Origin of the sequence: Streptomyces sp. NPDC052012 (genome assembly GCF_040689265.1) — a bacterium.
GTDB lineage: Bacteria > Actinomycetota > Actinomycetes > Streptomycetales > Streptomycetaceae > Streptomyces.
The window spans coordinates 104,476-120,249 of the sequence record NZ_JBFAXA010000001.1 but is presented as its reverse complement, the minus strand read 5'-3'; the positions used below and the strand labels follow the sequence as shown (position 1 = coordinate 120,249).

Sequence of the window (15,774 nt, the reverse complement as noted above, 5' to 3'; positions counted from 1 at the left end):
CAGGCAGGCCCGGAGTTCCGGAAGAACCCCGAGCCTGCCCGCAGACGGATCCGGCGCTACCCGTAAGGGTCAGGCCGGAACGATGTTCACCAGCTTCGGCGCCCGCACGATCACCTTGCGGATCCCGGCGCCGTCCAGCGCCGCGACGACCTTCTCGTCGGCCAGGGCGGCCTTCTCCAGCTCGTCCTCGGAGATGTCGGGCGACACCTCCAGCCGCGCCTTGACCTTGCCCTTGACCTGCACGACACAGGTCACGGTCTCGTCGACCACGTACGCCGGGTCGGCCACCGGGAAGTCCTCGTGCACGACCGAGCCGTCGTGCCCCAGCCGGTGCCACAGCTCCTCGGCGATGTGCGGGGCCAGCGGCGCGACCATCAGCACCAGCGGCTCCGCGACCGAGCGCGGCACCCGCCCTCCCGCCTTGGTCAGGTGGTTGTTCAGCTCGGTGACCTTGGCGATGGCGGTGTTGAAGCGCATGCCCTCCAGGTCCTGGCGGACGCCGTCGATCGCCTTGTGCAGGGCGCGCAGCGTGTCCTCGTCGGGCTCGGCGTCGACGACGGTCACCTCACCGGTCGCCTCGTCGACGATGTTGCGCCACAGCCGCTGCAGCAGCCGGAACTGACCGACCACCGCGCGCGTGTCCCACGGCCGGGAGACGTCCAGCGGGCCCATCGCCATCTCGTACAGGCGCAGGGTGTCGGCACCGTACTCGGCGCAGATCTCGTCCGGAGTGACCGCGTTCTTCAGGGACTTGCCCATCTTGCCCAGCAGCCGGGAGACCCTCTCGCCCTGGTAGTAGTATGCGCCGTCGCGCTCCTCCACCTCGGCGGCCGGCACCGCGATGCCCCGGCTGTCGCGGTAGACGTAGGCCTGGATCATGCCCTGGTTGTACAGCTTGTGGTACGGCTCGGGCGCCGACACATGCCCCAGGTCGTACAGGACCTTGGTCCAGAAGCGCGCGTACAGCAGGTGCAGCACGGCGTGCTCGGCACCGCCGACGTACAGGTCGACACCGCCGTGCGGCATGCCCTCGCGCGGGCCCATCCAGTAGCGCTCGATCTCCGGGTCGACCAGCCGCTCGCTGTTGTGCGGGTCCAGGTAGCGCAGCTGGTACCAGCAGGAACCGGCCCAGTTGGGCATGGTGTTGGTCTCCCGGCGGAACCTGCGCGGGCCGCGCCCGTCGCCCAGGTCCAGGGTGACGTCGACCCACTCCTCGTTGCGCGACAGCGGCGTCTCGGGCTGGGTGTCGGCGTCGTCCGGGTCGAAGGTGCGCGGCGAGTAGTCGTCGACCTCGGGCAGCTCCAGCGGCAGCATCGACTCCGGCAGGGCGTGGGCGACGCCGTCCTCGTCGTAGACGATCGGGAAGGGCTCGCCCCAGTAGCGCTGCCGGCTGAACAGCCAGTCGCGCAGGCGGAAGTTGACCGTGCCCTCGCCGAAGCCCTTGCTCTCCAGCCACTCGGTGATGCGGGCCTTCGCCTCGACGACGCCCAGGCCGTCCAGGGAGACGTCGGCGCCCGAGGAGTTCATGATCTTCGCGTCGTACGAGACGAAGGCGTCGTCCCAGGTGGCGGGGTCGGTGCCGCGGCCGTCGGTCGGCTCGACCACACAGCGGATCGGCAGTTCGAAGGCGCGTGCGAACTCGAAGTCGCGGGAGTCGTGGCCGGGGACGGCCATGATCGCGCCGGTGCCGTAGCCCATCAGGACGTAGTCGGCGATGAAGACGGGCACCTGCTCGCCGTTGACCGGGTTGGTGGCGTAGGCGCCGATGAAGACGCCGGTCTTGTCCTTGGCCTCGGCCTGCCGCTCGACGTCGGACTTGGACGCGGCCTGCGCGCGGTACGCGGCGACGGCCTCGGCCGGGCTCGCGTGGCCGCCGGTCCACACCTGGTGGGTACCCTCGGGCCATTCCTGCGGCGTGAACTTCTCGACCAGCGGGTGTTCGGGCGCCAGCACCATGTAGGTCGCGCCGAACAGCGTGTCGGGGCGGGTGGTGAAGACGGTGATGCGCTCGCCGTCGATCGGGAAGTCGACGCGGGCGCCCTCGGAGCGGCCGATCCAGTTGCGCTGCTGCAGCTTGATGGCCTCGGGCCAGTCCAGCGCGTCCAGGTCCTCCAGCAGCCGGTCCGCGTACGCCGTGATCCGCATGTTCCACTGGCGCAGCTTGGCCTTGAAGACGGGGAAGTTGCCGCGCTCGGAGCGGCCCTCGGCGGTGACCTCCTCGTTGGCCAGCACGGTGCCCAGGCCGGGGCACCAGTTGACCGGCGCGTCGGAGGCGTAGGCCAGGCGGAACTCGCCCAGCACGTCGGCGCGCTCGGCCTCGCTCAGCTCGCTCCACGCGCGCGTGTGCCCCGGTACGGGCCGCTCACCGGACTCGAACCGGGCGATCAGCTCGGAGATCGGGCGGGCCTTGTTCGCGTCCTCGTCGTACCAGGAGTTGAAGATCTGCAGGAAGATCCACTGGGTCCACTTGTAGTAGTCCGGGTCGATCGTGGCGAAGGACCGGCGCTTGTCGTGGCCCAGGCCCAGCCGGCGCAGCTGGGCCTTCATGTTCTCGATGTTGGCCTCGGTGGACACGCGCGGGTGCGTGCCGGTCTGCACGGCGTACTGCTCGGCGGGCAGCCCGAAGGCGTCGAAGCCCAGGGTGTGCAGCACGTTGTGGCCGGTCATGCGCTGGAACCGGGCGGAGACATCGGTGGCGATGTAGCCCAGGGGGTGGCCGACGTGCAGTCCCGCACCGGAGGGGTACGGGAACATGTCCATGATGAACTTCTTGGGCCTGGCGACCGTCTCGGGGTCGCCGGCCAGGTCGCCGCTCGGGTTGGGGGCGGCGTAGGTGCCCTCGGCGTCCCAGAAGTCCTGCCAGCGTGCCTCGATCTCGGCGGCCAGGGTGGCTGTGTAGCGGTGCGGCGCGGCCTCCGCGGCGGCGGCAGCGGGGTTCGTCTCGCTCATCGTCCTCAAAGCTCCATCGATCGTCTCTGCCTGCGACCTGCGACTTCCAAGAAATGAAAAATCCCCTCGCACAGGAGGGGACGCCGCGCCGACTCCGGCCACCCGACGCGAACGGCGGTCGGGCGATGGCCGGGACTGATCAGCGCGGCTCGCTAAGCAGAAGGCGTACGGCACGCATGGCGCTAGGGTACCGCAGCCCCGGAGCGGCACGCGACGCACTGAATCTCGGTCAAAAGTTACTTCGCGTAACGGCCGCTAAAGGGGCAAGACAACGAGCGGATCGTCTTTTGATAACAGCGCAATAACTCAAACCTCGTACTGATCGGTATGAGCACGCTTAGAGTGCGGCAGCGGGACCGCTTTACCGAACCGTTCGGAGTTGCCCCCATGAACCCTCGTCCAGACAGCAGCCCACCCCCCGTCCAGGGCCGGTCGGCTGCCGCTCAGCCGTACCCGCTCGCCTTCGTGACGTGGGGAGGTAGGTCGTGAGGCCGGACGACAGCACGGCGGACGACTGGCTCGCCGAGTTCCTCAGCTTCGGTGTGGGCGTCCTGTCGCTGGTCTGCCTCAGCGCCTCGGTGATCTGGGGGCTGGTCGCCCAGGACCGCATCCTGCTCGGCCCGCGTCAGCGGATCCTGGCGCAGGCGGTGCACCGCACGACCGCGGTCGCCTCGCTCGTGTTCCTGCTGATGCACATCGGCATCAAGGTCGCCCAGGACCACACCACGTGGATCGCCGCGGTGATCCCCTTCGGGCTGGCCCTGACCGACGACGAGGTCGTCGGCGGCAGGACCTTCCTGATCGGCCTCGGCACCACGGCCGGCCTGCTGATGATGTTCGTCGCCGTCACCGGCGTCCTGCGCAACCGCTTCGCCTCCCCGGCGCCGGTCGCGGCCCGCTGGCGGGCCATGCACATGCTGGCCTATCCGGCCTGGTGCGCCGCGCTCGTCCACGGGCTCTACGCGGGTCGAGCGGCCAAGCCGATCTTCGTGATCCTCTACGGCCTGTCCGTGGTCGGCGTGACGGCGGCCCTCGCCCTGCGCGCGGCCCCGCGCCCGGTCAAGCGCAGGGTCGCCGACCGGATCACCGCGTTCCTCGGCACGACCCTGGAGCAGCGGCGCGAGGAGCTGGAGGAGAGCAGGTCACGGGCAGGCGAGTCCCCACTGCCCGGGTACGGCGGCCGGCGCGGCTCCCGGTCGCGCGACTCCCGCTCGCGCGACGACGGCCCGCGCTTCGACGCCGCCGAGCGTCCCGCCGACTCGCGCTTCGAGACCGCCGAGCGCCCCGCAGCCGCGGAGCCGGCGAACGGTTTCGCGGCCGCCTACCGCGCGGTCTCGGCGCCGTCACGCAGCCGGCAGCAGCCCCTGTTCGCGGACCAGACGTCCTCCATGGAGCTGCCGCTGGACCTCCAGCCCACCGAGAGCATGCCGCGCGTGGACTCCCCCTCCAGCACCTCGGGCAGCTGGCCGATCCCGTCCCCGCCGCCGGTCGGCGAGGCCCCGCCGTCGTCGTACGACCCGCTCAACGACACCGGGCACATACCGGCGTACGACCCCCTGAACGACACGGGACAAACCATCCCGGCCTATGGCAGTCCGGTCGGCTCCGGGTACGGCTCGAGTGATGTGTACGACACCGGTGAGACGAACACCCTCTACGGCACGTACAACCCGAGTGACACGTACAACAGCGGTCCCGCCACTGAACCAACCCCCGGTGCGTCCTACGACTTCGACGCTCCGGGTTCGGGCGAACCTTGGAACATGCCTTCCGGAGGCTATAAGTGAACGAGGCCCTGCCCGACGTCCCCGAAGTCCGCGTGGTCGGTCTTCCCCAGCTCACGTCGGGCTTCGACCTTGTCGACCGGCTCGATCTGCCCATGCACCTCAAGGTGCACGGGCCACTCGAGCCCATGGGCGGCGAGCAGCTCGCGTCGCTCGCCGAGCGCATCAACCTCAGGGGCCGCGGCGGCGCGGGCTTCCCCTTCCACAAGAAGCTGCGCTCGGTCGCCGAATCGGCGATCAAGCGCGGCGTCCGGCCGGTCGTCGTCGTCAACGGCAGTGAGGACGAACCGGCCTGCCGCAAGGACACGGTGCTCATCAACCGTGCCCCGCATCTCATCCTGGACGGTGCGCTGCTGTGCGCCGAGGCCCTCGGTGCCCGCACGCTCGTGGTGGGGGTCACCCGGGAGTCCACCCAGCGCTCGATGGAACAGGCGCTCGCCGAGCGCGGCCTGAGCAACGGCCGCCGCTCGGCGCTGCGCGCCCGTGTGCAGCGCAACCCCGTCCGCATGGTCACCGGCGCCGCGGCCTCCCTGATCCGCTCCATCGACGGCGGTCCGGCGATCCCGCCCGGCCGCAAGGTCAGCGCCTCGAGGAGCGGCGTCGGCGGCGCGCCCACGCTGCTGTCCAACGCCGAGACGTTTGCGCAGCTCGCCATCGCCGCCCGCATCGGCCCGGAGCGCTACGGCAACACGGGTCTGTACGACGAGCCGGGAACCGTGATGCTCACGGTGTCCGGCGCGGTCGCGCGACCCATGGTGATCGAGGTCCCCACGGGCGTGCCGCTGCGTTACGTGCTCCAGCTCGCCGGGGCGCCGCCGGTGCCGCAGGGCGTGCTGACCGGCGGCTACCACGGCAAGTGGATCGACGCGGCGACCGTCAACGAGGCGATCGTCTCCCGCAACTCCCTGGACGCGGTGGGCGGTTCGCTCGGCGCGGGCGCGATCCTGCCGATCAGTCAGGACGTGTGCCCGCTGGGCGAGTCGCTGAAGGTGGCGCAGTGGCTGGCGGAGGAGAGCGCGGGCCAGTGCGGCCCCTGCTATCTCGGTCTGCCGGCCGCGGCACGCGGCCTGGAGGACATCCTCAACGGCGGCGGCCCGGCCGCGCTGGAGGCGCTCAAGCAGGTCGCCAAGAACGTCAAGCGCCGCGGCGCCTGTTCGCATCCCGACGGCTCCGCGATGTTCCTGGAGTCGACCGTCAAGGCGTTCACCGACGACCTCGCCGCCCATGTCCTCGGCAACGGCTGCGGACGACCCGTGGCGGGCGTCCTGCCGCTGTTCGAGGGGGGCAGGGCCCCCACGGGCATCCCGGGCGGCGGAGGCGAGGAGAACGGCCCCAGCCGGCAGAAGATCTACGTCGACTGGACGCTGTGCCGGGGCCACGGCCTGTGCGCGGACATCCTCCCGGAGGTCTTCCAGCTCGGCGCGGACGGCTTTCCGACGGTCGCTCAGGCCCAGGTGCCGCGCTACGCCGAGGCGAAGGCCCTGCGCGCGGTGCGCCGCTGCCCCGCACTGGCGCTGCGCATCGAGGAGGAGGGGCCGCAGGCCAAGGCGCCGTCCCGGAACCTGCCGGTGCTGTCCCAGGGGCGCGGACGGCGCGCCCTCGGCCGCTGAGGGAAAAGCCCGTACAACGACGATCCCCCCGGTCCGTCAGGACCGGGGGGATCTTTCTGTGGAGCTAAGGAGAATTGAACTCCTGACCTCCTGCATGCCATGCAGGCGCTCTACCAACTGAGCTATAGCCCCTTGCTGTGTGCCGTCCGGGTTTCCCCGGCGGCGACGCCAACATTACACGGTCCACCGGGCCCAACACCAAATCGTTTCCGGTGTGCCCGATTTGGGCGCCTTGTCTCCTCGGGCTAGGCCGTCACGAAGGAATAGAACCGCTTGAGCGTGCAGTGCTCCTCCAGGAGCCGGCCGTAGATCGGCTCCCCCTCGAGTTCCCGGTACGTCTCGATGGGGTCGCCTTTTATGATCAGCGCCCGCGCGCATTCCTCGCACCAGTACTGGTAGTCGGGATTGATCGGCTCCATGTCCCGCACGATCGGCGTCCCGCTGCCGCACCAGTCACACTTCCGCCTGTGTGCACCCATCGATCAGCTCCAGCTGTGGCCGCAGGCCGTGCACACGTAGGAGACCCCGCCGTTGTCACCGAGCACCTGGGCGACATGGGCGGAACCACAGGAAGGGCAGCTGATGCGGGTCGAGGTCCGTAGCGTCAACGCCGCTCCAAGGAGGTGATCGACCTCCTCGCGGATGCTCGCAGGCATCGCAACTCCCTCCCGTCGGGCCGCGCCCCCTTCCGGCCGTTTGATTCTGCCACGACCGGGCCAATACGGTCAGCGACGCCGTGGTACCGGTCGGGACACGGCTGGACGCCTCGTAGAGGTATACGCCTGTCGGAGGCGGTCTGCTCAACCGGAAGAACGAAAAATCCCGCCCCCTGCGGGGGGCGGGATCTTCGTCGTGTGGAGCTGTGGAGCTAAGGAGAATTGAACTCCTGACCTCCTGCATGCCATGCAGGCGCTCTACCAACTGAGCTATAGCCCCGTGCTCTCCCTGCCGCTCGGCCGGGCGAACAAGAAGAACTTTAGCCTGTGACCTGCCGGAAAGTGAAATCCGGGTCCGGGCCCGACGCGACCTGCTCAGTCGTCGTCGCCCAGCACCGGTTCCGGCAGGGTGCCGGCGTTGTGCTCCAGCAGGCGCCAGCCCCTGGCGCCCTCGCCGAGGACGGACCAGCAGCAGTTGGTGAGACCGCCGAGGCTCTCCCAGTTGTGCGGGGCGAGACCCAGCAGGCGGCCGATGGTGGTGCGGATCGTGCCGCCGTGGCTGACGACCACGAGCGTGCCGCCCTCGGGGAGCTTCTCGGCGTGCCGGAGCACCACGGGGGCGGCGCGGTCGGCGACCTCCGTCTCCAGCTCGCCGCCGCCCCGGCGCACCGGCTCGCCGCGCTTCCACGCGGCGTACTCCTCGCCGTGGCGGGCGATGATCTCGTCGTGCGTCAGGCCCTGCCAGACGCCCGCGTAGGTCTCCCGCAGGGCCTCGTCGAGGGTGACCTCCAGGCCGGTGAGCGCGGCGAGCTCCGCGGCTGTCCCGGCGGCCCGCTTCAGGTCGGAGGCGACGATCGCGTCCGGACGCAGGCCCGCGAGGAGGCGGGCGGCGCGCCGGGCCTGGGACCGGCCCGTCTCGGTGAGCTCCACGTCCGTGGTGCCCTGGAAGCGGCGCTCCACGTTCCAGGAGGTCTGGCCGTGCCGCCACAGGATGACGCGGCGGCCCCGGGTCCCGGAGCCGCTCACCTCACCGGTGGCGCTCACCGCCACTCACCGCCCGGTTCCGTCGCCCCCTCGGCCTCCTGCAGCCGGGCGTGCTCGGCGGCCTTGCCGCGGGTCGCCTTGGCGTCGGCGGGCAGCTCCAGCTCGGGGCAGTCCTTCCACAGCCGCTCCAGGGCGTAGAAGACGCGCTCCTCGCTGTGCTGGACGTGGACGACGATGTCGACGTAGTCGAGCAGCACCCAGCGGGCCTCGCGGTCGCCCTCGCGGCGCACCGGCTTGGCGCCGAGCTCCTTGTTCAGCCGCTCCTCGATCTCGTCGACGATGGACTTGACCTGGCGGTCGTTGGGCGCGGAGGCCAGCAGGAAGGCGTCGGTGATGGACAGCACGTCACTGACGTCGTAGGCGACGATGTCGTGCGCGAGCTTGTCGGCGGCCGCCTGGGCGGCGGTGGTGACGAGCTCGAGGGAACGGTCGGTTGCGGTCACTACAAGGCTTTCGGTCGGCGGTCACTTGTCCTCAAGGGTCTCACGGACCGCCGACCACACCCCACGAAATACCGAGCACGCCGGTTGCGTGGCTACGACCCGGGGTCGTAGTCCTGGCCGAGGACGACCGACACGCGTGCGCCCGCGGAGACGTCACCCTTGGTGACGGAGCTCTCGGGCAGCCCCAGGGTCTTGGCGACCTCGGTGGCGTTCTCCTTGTCGGCGGCGTTCGCGTAGACGACCTTCGACGTCGCCGCGGCGCCGGTGGTGCCGCCCTCCAGGAAGGTGAAGCCGCCGTTGAGGAGCGTGACGCGGGCCTTCTCCGTGTTGTCCTTCACACCGGTGGCGTTGCGCACGGAGACGCTGACGGCCGCGTCCTTGTCGGGGCTCTTGGCGGTGCCGCCGAGGATCTCCTTGACCACGCTGTCGCTCGCCTGCGCGCTGAGCGTGCCGTCCTGCTGCACGGGCAGCAGGGTCGTCCGGTGGTCGCCGCCCTTGGCGAGGTCGGAGAGGCGGGCGAGGAAGGAGCCGAGGTCGGCGTCGGTCAGGGGCGGCTCGATGATCTGCCCCAGGGTCTGCACGGTGGTGGTCGCGGCGTCCGGGTCGGAGGTCATCTTGCGCAGCACCCCGTGCAGGACCTGCCCGAAGCGCTTCAGCTGGGCGTCGGAGGACTCGCCGGGGGCGCGGTACGTGGCGTAGGCGACGGCCATCTTGCCGCTGAGGGTCTGCTTCTCCCCCTTGTTGACCAGCGGCGCCTCGCCCTTCTTCTTGGCGGCCGGGTCGGGCACATCGGTGTCGGTGTCGACCTCGATGTTGCCGACCAGGTCGACGAGGGTGAGCAGGAAGGGGGTGTCCAGGCGCCAGGTGCCCTCGATGTCGGTGCCGAGGACCGTGTCGAGGGCGGTGCGGGTGGCCTCGGAGCCGTCGTCCTCGACGGACTTGGCGAGCGTGGTGGTGGTGCCGTCGTCGGCGGTCAGCGCGAGGGAGTTGGGCAGCAGCACGGTGGTGCCCTGCTTGGTGGTGGTGTTGTCCACCAGCAGCGCGGTGGCGGTGCCGCCCTTCTTGGTGTCGTGCAGATGGACGACGATCACATCGCGTTTCTGCGCGCCGGCGGCGGTCGTGGTGCCCGTGCCGGTTCCGGAGTCGGACAGGCCGGGCAGCTTCCCGGCGTACCAGAGGTATCCGACGCCGCCCGTCGCGACCAGGGCGAGCACGACGACGAGGGCGACCAGCCGGCCGCGGGCGCGGCGGCGGGCCTCCTCGCGGCGCTCGGTCCGGTTCTCGGTGAACTTCAGCCAGTCGATGACGTCCTCGGAGTCGTCGTCCGGCTCCTCCACGAACGCGAACTGCCCCGTGCGGTAGTCCCGCTCCGGCTCCACCGAGGCGGAGGCGGAAGCGGAAGGGGTAGCGGAGGCGGGCGCGGGGGCGGCCGGCCCGTCGTCGACGGGGCCGGCCTGGTGCGGGATGTGCGCGGTCTGCGGGCCGCCGTAGGGGTCGTACGGGGCGTGCGGGGCCTGGGCGGGGGCCTGCGGCTGCGGCGGCTGCTGTGCGGTGCCGTACGGGTCGTAGGAGGGGTACGAGGGGGCGTAGCCGTCGTACGAGGGCGCCGGCTGCCCGGCTCCGGTCGCGTACGGGTCGTAGCCGTAGCCCTGCTGCCCCTGCTGAGGTTGCTGCTGGTAGGGGTCGTAGGCCGGCGGCTGGGGCGGCGCCTGGCGGTACACAGGCCGGCCGTACTCGTCGTAGCCGACGAGCTCGTACGGGGCGGACCCGTCGGTCCCGTATCCCGCGTCGTATCGGTCGTTCACCGGTGCCCCTCTCGGCTCACTCGCCGCGGTACAGCTCTCGTTTGGCGATGTAGCGCACGACTCCGTCCGGCACCAGATACCAGACGGGGTCTCCCTTGGCGACTCTCGCACGGCAGTCCGTCGAGGAGATGGCGAGGGCGGGCACCTCGACGAGCGAGACACCGCCCTCGGGCAGGCCGGCGTCGCTGAGGTGGTGGCCGGGACGGGTGACGCCGATGAAGTGCGCCAGGGAGAACAGCTCCTCGCTGTCGCGCCAGGTGAGGATCTGGGCGAGGGCGTCGGCGCCGGTGATGAAGAACAGGTCCGTGTCCGGGTTGAGCGCGCGCAGGTCGCGCAGGGTGTCCACGGTGTAGGTGGGGCCGCCCCGGTCGATGTCGATGCGGCTCACCGAGAACTGCGGGTTCTCGGCGGTCGCGATGACCGTCATCAGATAGCGGTCCTCGGCCGCTGAGACCGTGCGGTGGCTCTTCTGCCACGGCTGGCCGGTGGGGACGAAGACCACTTCGTCCAGGTGGAACTGGGCGGCGACCTCGCTGGCCGCCACCAGGTGCCCGTGGTGGATCGGGTCGAAGGTGCCGCCCATGACGCCGAGGCGGCGCTTGCCCGACCTCGCGGGGCCGCTGCCGGGGCCGGTAGGCCTGTCCTGCTCTCCCATGCGTGCAGACCCTACCGGCCCGGCCTGTGGGACCCGGTCACCAGTTCCCCCGGCGGACGCCGGCGGGCTCAGCGGTCGCGGTTGAAGCGGGTGGTGATCCACAGCAGGAGCAGCAGGATGAACAGGGCTGCGCCGCCCGTGAGGTAGGGGCTGAGGCTCTCGTGGTTGCCGCCGTGCTCTCCGCCCTCGGAGGCGAGGGTGACCAACTGGGCAGCGGTGCTGTGGAAGCTCATCTTCGGCAGGACCTATCGCGTGTGGGCGGAACAAAGGACGTCGGCTCATCGTAAGCGGGCGCCTTCGCGCCGATCACGCCGACTCCGCGCTAGGCCCTGGCAACCTTCGCGCGCTCTCAGTCGTCCTTCTGCCTGTAGCCGCGCAGCAGGAACCACGCGGTGAGCACACAGCCCACCACCATCACGACGAGGGCGATCCTGATCACGTGCGCTCTCCTGGGCCGAACGGGCTGCCGTACTGCCCGTCCACGGTAACTCCGCCTAGGCTGGGCTTCGCCTCGGGGGAGCAGGGCCGCACAAGGGACCGCAGGGTCACTCAGACGCACATGGGGGAAACATGTCCGACGGCCATCAGCACAACGGGCACGAGAGCGTGCCGAGCAGGCAGCGCAGGCGCTTCCCCGGAATCTCCTCGCGTGCGTACGAACATCCGGCCGACCGCTCCGCCCTGGTGGCGCTGCGCAAGCTGAGCGGCTTCGACACGGTCTTCAAGGCGCTCAGCGGTCTGCTGCCCGAGCGCAGCCTGAGGCTGCTGTTCCTGTCCGACTCGGTGCGCGTCTCGGACCGCCAGTTCGCACATCTGAACGACATGCTGCGGGACGCCTGCTACATCCTGGACCTGGAGAAGGTCCCGCCGATGTACGTCAACCAGGACCCGAACCCGAACGCGATGTGCATCGGCCTGGACGAGCCGATCATCGTGGTCACCACGGGTCTGGTGGAGCTGCTCGACGAGGAGGAGATGCGGGCGGTCATCGGCCACGAGGTCGGGCACGCGCTGTCCGGCCACGCGGTGTACCGCACGATCCTGCTGTTCCTCACCTCGCTCGCGGTCCGGGTGGCCTGGATCCCGCTGGGCAACTTCGCGATCATGGCGATCGTGACCGCGCTGCGGGAGTGGTTCCGCAAGTCAGAGCTGTCGGCGGACCGCGCGGGGCTGCTGGTCGGGCAGGATCTGCAGGCCTCCATGCGCGGCCTGATGAAGATCGCCGGCGGCAACCATCTGCACGAGATGAACGTGGACGCGTTCCTGGAGCAGGCCGAGGAGTACGAGGCCGGGGGCGATCTGCGCGACTCCGTGCTGAAGATCCTCAACGTGCTGCCCCGTTCGCACCCCTTCACCACCGTGCGGGCGGCGGAGCTGAAGAAGTGGGAGGCGTCCCGCGACTACCAGCGGATCATGGACGGCCACTACCCGCGCCGCGACGAGGACAAGGACACCTCGGTGCGCGACTCCTGGCGGGAGTCGGCGAGCTCGTACGCCGGTGACGTGAGGACGTCCAAGGATCCGCTGATGAAGCTGGTCAGCGACATCGCGGGCGGTGCCGGCGACCTGGGCGACCGGGTCCGGCGCGGCTTCGGCGGGTTCACGTCGCCCAAGCCGCCGCCTGCGGAGGGTGAGCGTCCGCCGCGCGACGGTGACTGAGGCCGCTCGGGTGCCTCAGAGCTTCGGTTGCGCCCCCGGGGCCAGTGCGCCGCACAGCGCCGGGGTGCTGCCGGTGGCGTAGGGGTCGGTGCCGGCCGGGCCGCCCTCCTTGGCGGTCTGGCCCGCGAGCAGCGGGCGCAGATGCGTCGCGGAGTCCTCGGCGCAGGACAGCGGCCCGGCCTGGACGTAGGAGACGACCAGCTGCGCCTGGTGCAGTCGCAGGTCCTCGCGGTCGAAGCGGAAGTGCAGCTCGCGCCGGACCGTGAACAGCGACGCCTTGGCCTCCCGGTCCGCGCCGGCCGGCCGCAGCGCGTACACGAACGTGTGGTCCGAGGTGACCTCGAGGGTGGAGGAGTCGGTCTCGGCGGCCTGCAGGGTGCCCTGGACGCGGATCTGGCGGTCGGCCAGCTGCGCGCGGGCGGGGTCGAAGCGCACCAGCCACCCGGTGGGTGCGTGGCGCCCGTCGGCGGTGGGCCGGGTGAAGCTCTGGTCGAACTGGTCCAGCTGGTCGGGATCGAGCAGCACCCGCACGGAGCGCGTCTCGCCGCCGGTGAGCACCTCGGGGTCGAGCGAGGAGCGGACGATGTAATCCTTGGCGGTGATCAGCGCGGTCACGACCTGGCCGTCCGAGAAGTGCGCGGTGCGCCGGGAGGCGGGCAGCGGGATGCCCTCGGCGCCGATGCGGAACTGCGCCGCCGGACTGCTCGCGTACAGCTGTTCGACGTCGGTCGCGCCGGGCACCTTGCCCTCGGGGGCGAGCGGGATGACCGTCATGCGCAGGGGGTCGGCGGGCTCGCGGGCGGCCGGGGTCTGGTACGGGTGGCGCACGCCCATGTAGATGGCGGTGCCGAAGGCGAGGGCGATCAGCACCACGAGGACCAGTGCCTGCCGGGACAGTCCGGCCCGGCGCAGCGGCGGACGGCGGCGCACGGCGGGCGCGTGGTCGGTGATGCGCTCCTGGGCGGAGTACTCCTGGAGGCGGGCAGCACGGACGAAGGACTCGTCGAAGACGACGGACCGGTACTCGTCCTCGCCACCTCCGGGGGCGCCCTCAGGGGTCCCCTCGGGTGGGTCCGCAGGCCCTCCCATATCTTCAGGGTAGGTCTGCGGGCCCTCGGGTAAACGCCCCGCCGTCGCCAAGTTCTGACAGGTTCTCACCAGGAACGGCGCCCGCTGTCAGGGGCTGCGCGGGATGACCGGGACGGTCGGCGGGGAGTGGTCGGCGGACGCGGACGGCGTGGCAGCGCCGCCCTGGGCCGGCTCGGTCGAGGCGGGCGGCGGCACCTTGTCCTCGCGGCCAGAGGAGGCGCCCCGGTAGACGGCAGAGAAGGCGAGCGCGACCATGCCGATGCCCATCACCAGGGCGAGCATCCAGGCGACGGGACGGTGCCAGCGGACCTGCCGGCCGTAGGGGCCGGGGTGGCCGTAGCCGTCCTCCAGGACGTCCAGGTCGTCGTCCTCGTCGTCGAGGTCGGGATCGCCGCGATACCGGCCGTAGCCGTCGTCGTAGTGCTCGCCTCCGGCGCGGGCGCGGTGGGCCTCCGCCTCGGAGGCCTCGGCTCTGGCCTGGGCGGCGGCCAGGAGGCGTTCGACGGCGGTCGGCTCGTGCACCACGGCCGCGCGTACGAAGGCCTCGTCGAAGACCACGGAGGCGAACTCTTCGTCCGACACCCCGCGGTCGTGGTCGTCGTCGGGCTCCCAGCCGTCAGGGAACGGCGTGCCCCCCACGTCCTCCGGCACGGATCCAGAGTAGACCTGGGGGGTCAATTTGGGCAGACGGTATGGAAATTCGTCCGGTGGCCCGGCGGGGTGACGCCGCGGGGTGACTCAGCGCCGGATGTGCCCGTCGCCCGTCACGATGTACTTGGTGCTGGTCAGCTCCGGCAGGCCCATCGGGCCGCGGGCGTGCAGCTTCTGCGTGGAGATGCCGATCTCCGCGCCGAAGCCGAACTGGCCGCCGTCGGTGAAGCGGGTGGAGGCGTTCACCGCGACCGTGGTGGAGTCCACCAACTGGGTGAACCGGCGGGCAGCGGCCTGCGAGGTGGTGACGATGGCCTCGGTGTGCCCGGAGGTCCACAGCCGGATGTGCTCCACGGCCTTGTCGAGCGAGTCGACGACGGCGGCGGCGATGTCGTACGACAGGTACTCGGTCTCCCAGTCCTCCGTCGTGGCCTCCACGACCGTCGCCCGGGAGTCCTTGGCGTACGCCATCACGCGCTCGTCGGCGTGCACCGTGACGCCCGCGTCGGCCAGGGCGTCCAGGGCGCGCGGCAGGAAGTCGGCGGCGATGTCCTGGTGGACCAGGAGGGTCTCGGCGGCGTTGCAGACGCCGACCCGCTGGGCCTTGGAGTTGACCAGGATCTCCACGGCCGTGTCGAGGTCGGCCTGGGCGTCGACGTAGACGTGGCAGTTGCCGGTGCCGGTCTCGATGACCGGGACGATCGACTCCTGTACGACCGTGTTGATCAGGGAGGCGCCTCCGCGCGGGATGAGCACGTCGACCAGGCCGCGGGCGCGCATCAGCTCGCGCACGCTCTCACGGCTCTCGCCCGGCACCAGCTGCACGGCGTCGGCGGGCAGCCCGGCCCCGCCCACCCGTCGCCCACCACCACCCTTGTCGGAGTCGCTGCGCGACACCCCGCTGATGGCGTCGCGCAGCACCCGCACCAGGGCGGTGTTCGACCGGTACGCCGAGGACGAGCCGCGCAGCAGGACCGCGTTGCCGGACTTCAGGCACAGGGCGGCGGCGTCGACGGTGACGTTGGGGCGGCCCTCGTAGATGATCCCGACGACGCCGAGCGGCACCCTGACCTGGCGCAGGTCGATGCCGTTGGGCAGCGTGGAGCCGCGTACGACCTCGCCCACGGGGTCGGGCAGGGCGGCGACGTCCCGCACGTCGGAGGCGATGGCGCGGACCCGCTCGGGGGTGAGGGTGAGCCGGTCGATCATGCCCTCGCTGATACCGGCCTCGCGCGCCTTGGCCACGTCCTGCGCGTTGGCCTCGACGATCTCGGCGGTACGGACCTCCAGCGCGTCGGCGATGGCGAGCAGTGCGTCGTCCTTCGCCGCGCGCGGCAGCGGCGCGAGGGTCGCGGCGGCGGCCTTGGCCCGGTAGGCGGCCTGGTCGACCGGGGACATCGAGTCGTAAGGCGAGAGCGTGGTCATGAGG

The 15,774-nt window shown here is 71.0% G+C and carries 14 protein-coding genes and 2 tRNA genes; 3 read left to right on the top strand and 13 right to left on the bottom strand.

Going from position 1 to position 15,774, the window contains the following annotated elements; genetic code table 11:
• Positions 1-69: 69 nt before the first annotated feature.
• Complete coding sequence (gene leuS / locus AB0412_RS00510; RefSeq protein WP_366400217.1) at positions 70-2,949, bottom strand: leucine--tRNA ligase; 2,880 nt, start codon at positions 2,947-2,949, stop codon at positions 70-72.
• 485 nt (positions 2,950-3,434) lie between these two features.
• On the opposite strand from leuS, the gene AB0412_RS00505 reads away from it, so the two are divergent.
• Both AB0412_RS00505 and AB0412_RS00500 read left to right on the top strand, forming a co-directional pair.
• Positions 3,435-4,736, top strand: a complete 1,302-nt coding sequence (locus AB0412_RS00505) for a ferric reductase-like transmembrane domain-containing protein (protein WP_366400216.1) — start codon at positions 3,435-3,437, stop codon at positions 4,734-4,736.
• Positions 4,733-6,343 carry an NADH-ubiquinone oxidoreductase-F iron-sulfur binding region domain-containing protein gene (locus tag AB0412_RS00500; protein WP_366400215.1) on the top strand — a complete coding sequence of 537 codons (1,611 nt, stop codon included), beginning with the start codon at positions 4,733-4,735 and terminating at the stop codon, positions 6,341-6,343. The genes AB0412_RS00505 and AB0412_RS00500 overlap by 4 nt, the downstream gene beginning before the upstream one ends.
• A 59-nt stretch (positions 6,344-6,402) precedes the next feature.
• On the opposite strand, the gene AB0412_RS00495 is transcribed toward AB0412_RS00500, so the two are convergent.
• From AB0412_RS00495 to AB0412_RS00455, 9 genes are all read right to left on the bottom strand, one after another.
• Positions 6,403-6,475: transfer RNA gene (locus AB0412_RS00495), tRNA-Ala, on the bottom strand.
• A gap of 113 nt (positions 6,476-6,588) precedes the next feature.
• Complete coding sequence (locus AB0412_RS00490; RefSeq protein WP_006136074.1) at positions 6,589-6,822, bottom strand: hypothetical protein; 234 nt, start codon at positions 6,820-6,822, stop codon at positions 6,589-6,591.
• A gap of 3 nt (positions 6,823-6,825) precedes the next feature.
• Complete coding sequence (locus tag AB0412_RS00485) at positions 6,826-6,999, bottom strand: hypothetical protein (RefSeq protein ID WP_366400214.1); 174 nt, start codon at positions 6,997-6,999, stop codon at positions 6,826-6,828.
• A gap of 207 nt (positions 7,000-7,206) precedes the next feature.
• Positions 7,207-7,279 (bottom strand) — tRNA-Ala (locus AB0412_RS00480).
• A gap of 95 nt (positions 7,280-7,374) precedes the next feature.
• Positions 7,375-8,049 (bottom strand): histidine phosphatase family protein, encoded by a 675-nt coding sequence (locus AB0412_RS00475; RefSeq protein WP_366400213.1) that lies wholly within the window; start codon positions 8,047-8,049, stop codon positions 7,375-7,377.
• Positions 8,040-8,486 carry a ribosome silencing factor gene (gene rsfS, locus AB0412_RS00470; RefSeq protein WP_260825843.1) on the bottom strand — a complete coding sequence of 149 codons (447 nt, stop codon included), beginning with the start codon at positions 8,484-8,486 and terminating at the stop codon, positions 8,040-8,042. Before rsfS ends, AB0412_RS00475 begins: the two co-directional genes overlap by 10 nt.
• A gap of 92 nt (positions 8,487-8,578) precedes the next feature.
• Positions 8,579-10,291, bottom strand: coding sequence for an LCP family protein (locus AB0412_RS00465; protein WP_366400212.1), 1,713 nt, complete (start codon positions 10,289-10,291; stop codon positions 8,579-8,581).
• 16 nt (positions 10,292-10,307) lie between these two features.
• Positions 10,308-10,946, bottom strand: a complete 639-nt coding sequence (gene nadD / locus AB0412_RS00460) for a nicotinate-nucleotide adenylyltransferase (protein ID WP_260825841.1) — start codon at positions 10,944-10,946, stop codon at positions 10,308-10,310.
• A 68-nt stretch (positions 10,947-11,014) separates the two neighbouring features.
• Positions 11,015-11,179, bottom strand: coding sequence for a hypothetical protein (locus AB0412_RS00455; RefSeq protein ID WP_366400211.1), 165 nt, complete (start codon positions 11,177-11,179; stop codon positions 11,015-11,017).
• 337 nt (positions 11,180-11,516) lie between these two features.
• Here AB0412_RS00455 and AB0412_RS00450 point away from each other — a divergent pair, with 337 nt between their 5' ends.
• On the top strand, positions 11,517-12,605 hold the full coding sequence (locus AB0412_RS00450) for a M48 family metallopeptidase (protein ID WP_366400210.1): 1,089 nt from the start codon (positions 11,517-11,519) through the stop codon (positions 12,603-12,605).
• A gap of 15 nt (positions 12,606-12,620) precedes the next feature.
• Here the strand turns inward: AB0412_RS00450 and AB0412_RS00445 are convergent, their stop codons facing one another.
• The 3 genes from AB0412_RS00445 to AB0412_RS00435 all read right to left on the bottom strand — a co-directional run bounded on the left by AB0412_RS00445 (position 12,621) and on the right by AB0412_RS00435 (position 15,770).
• Positions 12,621-13,694: a hypothetical protein gene (locus AB0412_RS00445; protein WP_366400209.1), complete on the bottom strand. Its 1,074-nt coding sequence runs from the start codon at positions 13,692-13,694 to the stop codon at positions 12,621-12,623.
• Between the two features lie 87 nt (positions 13,695-13,781).
• Entirely contained in the window at positions 13,782-14,372 is a 591-nt protein-coding gene (locus AB0412_RS00440; protein WP_366400208.1) for a hypothetical protein, read from the bottom strand.
• 60 nt (positions 14,373-14,432) lie between these two features.
• The gene (locus tag AB0412_RS00435) at positions 14,433-15,770 is read right to left on the bottom strand and encodes a glutamate-5-semialdehyde dehydrogenase (protein ID WP_366400207.1); all 1,338 of its coding nucleotides are present in this window, start codon (positions 15,768-15,770) and stop codon (positions 14,433-14,435) included.
• Positions 15,771-15,774 lie beyond the last annotated feature (4 nt).

What these genes read in the sequence shown, in the direction of transcription:
- nadD (WP_260825841.1), bottom strand. Translation starts at nt 10,946, where the DNA reads ATGGGAGAGCAGGACAGGCCTACCGGCCCCGGCAGCGGCCCCGCGAGG.
- AB0412_RS00455 (WP_366400211.1), bottom strand. Translation starts at nt 11,179, where the DNA reads ATGAGCTTCCACAGCACCGCTGCCCAGTTGGTCACCCTCGCCTCCGAG.
- AB0412_RS00450 (WP_366400210.1), top strand. Translation starts at nt 11,517, where the DNA reads ATGTCCGACGGCCATCAGCACAACGGGCACGAGAGCGTGCCGAGCAGG.
- AB0412_RS00445 (WP_366400209.1), bottom strand. Translation starts at nt 13,694, where the DNA reads ATGGGAGGGCCTGCGGACCCACCCGAGGGGACCCCTGAGGGCGCCCCC.
- AB0412_RS00485 (WP_366400214.1), bottom strand. Translation starts at nt 6,999, where the DNA reads ATGCCTGCGAGCATCCGCGAGGAGGTCGATCACCTCCTTGGAGCGGCG.
- AB0412_RS00490 (WP_006136074.1), bottom strand. Translation starts at nt 6,822, where the DNA reads ATGGGTGCACACAGGCGGAAGTGTGACTGGTGCGGCAGCGGGACGCCG.
- leuS (WP_366400217.1), bottom strand. Translation starts at nt 2,949, where the DNA reads ATGAGCGAGACGAACCCCGCTGCCGCCGCCGCGGAGGCCGCGCCGCAC.
- AB0412_RS00435 (WP_366400207.1), bottom strand. Translation starts at nt 15,770, where the DNA reads ATGACCACGCTCTCGCCTTACGACTCGATGTCCCCGGTCGACCAGGCC.